Source organism: Pseudomonas sp. (assembly GCF_035277045.1).
GTDB lineage: Bacteria > Pseudomonadota > Gammaproteobacteria > Pseudomonadales > Pseudomonadaceae > Aquipseudomonas.
This window is the reverse complement of the sequence record NZ_DATELE010000218.1, coordinates 1-5839: the sequence shown is the minus strand read 5'-3', so window position 1 is coordinate 5839 and position 5839 is coordinate 1. Positions and strand designations below refer to the sequence as shown.

Here is a 5839-nt window from a genome sequence, read left to right as displayed (position 1 = left end):
GCCGTGACGGCCTTCTCGGTCGCCGGCAACTGGTCCACGGCCGTGAAGATGGCCTGCGGCTCTAGCTTCTCACCCCCTTCATCGTCCTTGAGCATGTGCCGCTCGCCATCCTTGCCGATCAGGATCACCTTGGTGCCCTTGCTGGCGCCAAGCTTGAGCTCGCGGATCAAGGCCATGGTGGTCTGCTGCTCGAGGTTCTTGTCCTCGCGCTTGCCGACCATGCCGGCGACGCTGTAGAGCACCAGGCTGCGCTCCTTGAAGGCGGCCTGGGTGGCGGGGTCCTTCAGTGCCTCGGTGAGGCCGCGCAGGGTCGGGTCGGCGGAACTGGGCGCGATGACCACCAATGGCCGTGCCTTGCCCAGGTCCTGGGTCAATGGGGCATCTGCATCGGCAGCCAGGGCGGACCCGGCGACAGCGAACAGGGCGGCGAGGGTGAGTGACCGAACGAGCATGCGCATCTCCTTAACGTTTCCGTAACTCAAAGACTACAGATGTGGTCAAAAAATCCGACGAGCGAGCGTAAACCACTCACGACGGCCACTGCGACGCGCAAACGTAACTTTCGATTACCAAGCCCGGCCGTCACGGATTCCGTGTGTCCTTGTGTTTCTGAGCATAGTTCAGACACCGTGAAACGGGCGGGCGGCACGCCCCTGGCTGCCGCTCAGAACAGCGAGATCTGGCGGCTGACCAGGGTGGTGAAATCATCCTGCACGAACGGCAGGATGGCATCGGCGATCGGCTGCAGCTGGCGGCTCAGGTAATGCTCGTAGTCGATCGGTGACTGGCGGTTCTCCAGCGGTTCGGGCCCGGCCGTGGTGATCACATAGCGGATCCAGCCCCCTCGCTGGTATTGCCGGGGACGCTTGTGCAAGAGGTTGTACTCGTCCGCCAGGCGCGCGGCGCGTACATGCGGCGGCACGTTGCGCTCGTAGTCGTCCAGCGGGCGGCGCAAGCGCTTGCGGTAGATCAGCAGCGTGTCATGCTCGCCCGCCAGGGTGGCGCGCACGTATTCGCGCAGCCATTCGCGGTATGGCTGGCGGCGGAAGATACGCCCGTACAGCGCCTGCTGGAACTCGCGGGCGAGTGGCGACCAGTCGGTGCGCACCGACTCCAGGCCCTTGAACACCATCTCGTCCTCGCCATCAGCGCGCTGTACCAGCCCGGCATAGCGCTTCTTGCTGCCCTCGTCGGTGCCGCGGATGGTGGGCATCAAGAAGCGTGTGTAGTGGGTCTCGAACTGCAGCTCCAGCGCGCTCTCCAGGCCCAGGGTGTCACGCAGGTGCTCGCGCCACCAGGCGTTGACCTGCTCGACCAGGCCGCGGCCGATTCGCGCGGCCTCGGCTTCATCCACCGCGCGCTTGAGCCAGACGAAAGTCGAGTCGGTATCGCCGTAGATCACATCGAACCCCTGGGCTTCGATCAGTTCGCGGGTGCGCCGCATGATCTGGTGCCCGCGCATGGTGATGGACGACGCCAGGCGCGGGTCGAAGAAGCGGCAGCCACTGGAGCCGAGCACGCCATAGAACGCGTTCATGATGATCTTCAACGCCTGCGACAGCGGCGCGTTGCCTTCGCGCTTGGCCGCCTCGCGGCCTTGCCACACCCGCTCGACCATGGCCGGCAGGCAGTGACGGCTGCGCGAGAACCAGGCGCCACGGAAGCCCTCGACGGCGTGCTGCGGATCCGCCTCACGCAGGCCTTCCACCAACCCGACCGGGTCGATCAGGAAGGTGCGGATGATCGAGGGATACAGGCTCTTGTAGTCCAGCACCAGCACCGACTCGTACAGGCCCGGGCGTGAGTCCATGACGAAGCCGCCAGGGCTGGCCTCGTCGGGCCGCGACCCGAGGTTGGGCGCGACGAAGCCCTGGCGATGCATCAGCGGCATGTACAGGTGGCAAAAGGCGGCCACCGAGCCGCCGCTGCGGTCGACCGGCAGCCCGGTGACCGTGGACCGTTCGAGCAGGAAGTCGAGCAGCCGGGTGTGGGCGAAGATCCGCGTGACCAGCTCGCAGTCCTTGAGGTTGTAGCGGGCCAGGGCGGGCTTGTCCTCGCGGAACATGCGGTTGATCTCGTCCATGCGCTGGTACGGCGTGTCGATGGCCTTGCCTTCGCCGAGCAGGGTCTGCGAGACGTTTTCCAGGCTGAACGAAGGGAAACTCCAGGTCGCCGAGCGCAGCGCCTCGACGCCGTCGATCACCAGCCGGCCCGGGGTGTTGATGAAGAAGTGCGCGCGGCTGCCCTGCTCGCGCGAGGTCGCGGGCAAGCCGTCGCGGCCCAGGTAGAGCGGCACCTGCAGGCGCGTCGCGTGTTCCTGCAGCACGCGCAGGTCGAACTGCACCACGTTCCAGCCGATGATCACGTCCGGGTCGTGATCAGCCAGCCACTGGTTCAGGCACTCGAGCAGTTCGGCCCGGGTGGCGCGGTACTGCAGGTCGAAATCAAGCGCGCTGGCATCGCCATTGGCGGGCCCGAGCATGTACACCACGCGTTGGCCACAGCCTTCGAGGCCAATGCTGTAGAGCTCACCGCGCTCGGTGGTCTCGATGTCCAGCGAGGCCAGGCGCAGCGTGGGTCGGTAACCGGCCGCGGGCTTGAGCTGGGCGTTGCACAGCACCCCCTGGGCATCCGGCGTGCCGCCGAACTGCACGGGAGCGGTGATGAAGCGTTCCATCAGGTAGCGTTCAGGGGGACGGATATCGGCTTCGTACACCTCGACACCGGCGGCGCGCAGGGTTTTCTCGAGCTGCATCAGCTGGCGATGCTGAGGGCAGTACAGGCCCACCACCGGACGCTGGTCGAAGTCGCGCAGCTGCAAGGGCCGAAGCTGCACCCCGCGCTCATCGCGCAACAGCGCCTTCGCCCGCGCGGCCTGCTCCGCCGGGATGAAGGCCACCGAGTCCTGCGGCGCCAGGCGCACACGGCGCGGGCCCTCGTCGGTGGCCAGCCAGAACTCCACGCAGGTGCCTTCGGCCGTGTCATGCCAATGCCGGGTCAGGACGAAGCCCTGCTGTAACTCCACCACCTGAACCTCGAATCGTTTCGCCTGTGACGGCGATTCTACCCTGCCCCGTTCAGCCGTACAGGAAGTCGATGTCCTTGTAGGCCAACGACGGCACCTGGCTCATCAGGAAGTCGCGCAGCTTGTCCATCTGCCTCGCCTTGGGACTGGCCTTGAGCCAGGTCATGTAGTAGCCATCGCCGGTCGCCACCGCGTGCTTGAAGGGCGTCACCAGGCGCCCTGCCGCGAGGTCGGCGCTGGCCAGCACCAGATCGACCACCGAGATGCCCAGCCCTTGCTGGGCGGCGGAAATGCCCTGGTCAAGGGTGTCGAACACCTGGCCCTGGTCGATATTGATGTCCAGTGCATCCAGCCGCGCCAGCCAGCGGCGCCAGTCGCGACGGTCGGGCGATGGATGGAGGATCTCGCAGTGCTGCAAGGCCGCCAGGGGCGGCTCGCTGCTGGTCATGTAGTCAGGATGGCAGACCGGGATCAGCCACTCGTCGAACAGCTTGACGCTCTCGACATCGGCGGGGAAGTGGCCGTTGCCCAGCAGGATCGCGCAATCGAAGGGCTCGGAATAGAAATCGACCGAGTCGATGTCCATCCACACGCTCGCCAGCTGCACGCTGCAGTTGTTGTCGACCTTCTTGAAGCCGTCGAGCGCGCGCAGCAGCCAGCGCACGGTGAGCGTCGAGGGTGCCTTCAGCCGCAGGCCGTTGCGGTCCTGGCGCAGGAGCGCGCAGGCGTTCTCGATGATCTTGAAACCGACCTTGAGTTCCTGGGCGAGCAACCGCCCGTGTTCGGTCAGGTACAACTTGGGACCACGGCGCTCGAACAGGTCGCAGCCGAACATTGCCTCCAGGGTCTTCACGTGATGACTCACGGCGCCCTGGGTGAGGGCCAGTTCTTGGGCCGCGCGGGTGAAGGAGCCGTAGCGCGAGGCGACCTCGAAGGCGCGCAGCGCGTGCAATGCCTGAATCCGTTCCGACATGGCCGGCTCCGATCATGAGTGAGACTAATAGTAGGTCATAGTTTCAGGCGTTTTACAACGGATCAGGGTTTTCCGAAAATGCATCTAAATAACTAATACCAATACCAACACCGCCTATCACCAATCAGATCGCTAATTACACTGCTGGGGCAACCATGTTTACCGGATATGGAAACTGCTATCGCCTGGATGCGCTTGAGCTGGCCGCTGAACATACTGATCACCCATACCACTGGACGTTCCAGACCGTAGAACATTTCAAGACATTGCTCGCCAACCCTGACTTCCCCTGCCTGTTCGGCCGCAAGGCAGTCGCGGCCAAGACGTGCCACATCGTCTTCGCCCGCGCCGAGCAACTGGCTGACGACATCGCCGTCGGCCTGGCCGATTACATCCGCACCATCGAACCGGTGCCGGTCAAGCAGCGCATTGGCAGCCCGTTGCTGGCCTTTCTCGAAACCCGCGGCCTGGACACCCTGGCCGAGCAGCAGGCGCTGGCCTGGTCGGTGCTGCAGAAAGTCCATGCGCGCGACCCGCACCCCTGGCCGCAGTCCGTGCCGACCGACCCTGAGAACAACCAGTGGTCGTTCTGCTATGCCGGCATGCCGCTATTCATCAACATGAGCTTTCCCGCGCACCGGCAGATGAAAAGCCGCAACCTGGGCAATGCCATCGTCTTCGTGATCAACCCGCGCGAGAGTTTCGACGAAGTGGCCAGCGCCCGGACCGAAAGCGGCAAGCGCATTCGCGAACGCATCCGCGAGCGTGTACGCGCCTACAACGACGGCATCATGCCCGACAGCCTTGGCTTCTTTGGCCAGGACGACAACTTCGAATGGAAGCAATACCAGCTTCAGGAGCCGGGCTCGCCAGACCTGGCCCGCTGCCCGTTCCATCACCGTGCAACGCCTGACAAACAGATCGAGAACTGACCGTGAATACTGCCCTGACCGCGACTTACGCCCTTACCGTCCTGTTGCTGATCGCGACCCCCGGCCCGGTGGTCGCGCTGATCGTCAACACCGCCGCCGCCTCCGGCTCGCGCAAGGCGCTGTTCACCGCCCTGGGCACCAACTGGGCCTCGCTGGTGCTGATCGGCGCCGCCGCCTGGATCATCATGACCAGCGCGGCGATCGACCGCGCCTGGCTCAGCGCGATGAGCCTGGTGGGCTGCCTGTTCATCGGCTACATCGCCCTGAGCACCCTGCGCGAATCCTGGAACCCGCCTGCGCCGGATGCCGCCGAGCCCGTCGTGAAAGCCGATCGTGGCGGTCTGTGGCACGGGTTCATGGTCGGCATCTCGAACCCCAAGGACATCATCTTCTTCATCTCGTTCTTCCCCCAGTTCATCCAGATCACCGAGTCGTTCGGCAAGAGCATGGTGGTGCTGTCGCTGCTGTGGATCGTGATCGACTTCGCCGTGCTGAGTCTGTACATCTTCGCCATCGGCAAGATCGCTTCGCAACGCAACAATCGCCTGATCAGCCTGGCCTCCGGCGTCGCGCTGCTGCTGATCGCCTGCGGCGGCCTGGCCTACAACATGCGGGAGCTGGCGCTCTGAACCGCGCCGCGCTGCTGCAGCAGGACTACCAGCGGTTCCTGCTGCAGGGCAGCCGCCCTGCCCCGTATACGGTGTCCACGCACGAGCGCGGCTACCGTTCGGGCACTATCAACACCGATGCCCTGGGCTTTCGCTACAGCCACTTGGCGGGCAAGCGTTTCTCGGTCGCCGAACGCGGCGGGTCGGCGCGGGTCAACCTCCTGGTGGGCGGGTCCACGGCCCTGGGCATCGGCGCCAGCTCCGATGCCCATACGGTTGCCTCATGCCTGTCGCTGCTCAC

The 5839-nt window shown here is 65.0% G+C and carries 5 protein-coding genes and 1 pseudogene; 3 read left to right on the top strand and 3 right to left on the bottom strand.

The features are described 5' to 3' along the window. The 3 genes from VJS90_RS12415 to VJS90_RS12405 form a co-directional block, all read right to left on the bottom strand. The coding region (locus tag VJS90_RS12415) for a DUF4174 domain-containing protein (RefSeq protein ID WP_324121949.1) at window positions 1-452 on the bottom strand (452 nt) is incomplete at its 3' end. A gap of 212 nt (window positions 453-664) precedes the next feature. After that, window positions 665-3025 (bottom strand): DNA polymerase II, encoded by a 2361-nt coding sequence (locus VJS90_RS12410; RefSeq protein WP_324121948.1) that lies wholly within the window; start codon window positions 3023-3025, stop codon window positions 665-667. Between the two features lie 52 nt (window positions 3026-3077). Further along, the gene (locus VJS90_RS12405; RefSeq protein WP_324121947.1) at window positions 3078-3998 is read right to left on the bottom strand and encodes a LysR substrate-binding domain-containing protein; all 921 of its coding nucleotides are present in this window, start codon (window positions 3996-3998) and stop codon (window positions 3078-3080) included. Between the two features lie 155 nt (window positions 3999-4153). Here VJS90_RS12405 and VJS90_RS12400 point away from each other — a divergent pair, with 155 nt between their 5' ends. The 3 genes and pseudogenes from VJS90_RS12400 to VJS90_RS12390 form a co-directional block, all read left to right on the top strand. Beyond that, window positions 4154-4930: a YqcI/YcgG family protein gene (locus VJS90_RS12400; RefSeq protein ID WP_324121946.1), complete on the top strand. Its 777-nt coding sequence runs from the start codon at window positions 4154-4156 to the stop codon at window positions 4928-4930. A 2-nt stretch (window positions 4931-4932) separates the two neighbouring features. Then, entirely contained in the window at window positions 4933-5559 is a 627-nt protein-coding gene (locus VJS90_RS12395; RefSeq protein WP_324121945.1) for a LysE family translocator, read from the top strand. A gap of 14 nt (window positions 5560-5573) precedes the next feature. Beyond that, window positions 5574-5839, top strand: a pseudogene (locus VJS90_RS12390) (hypothetical protein); the annotation flags it as partial.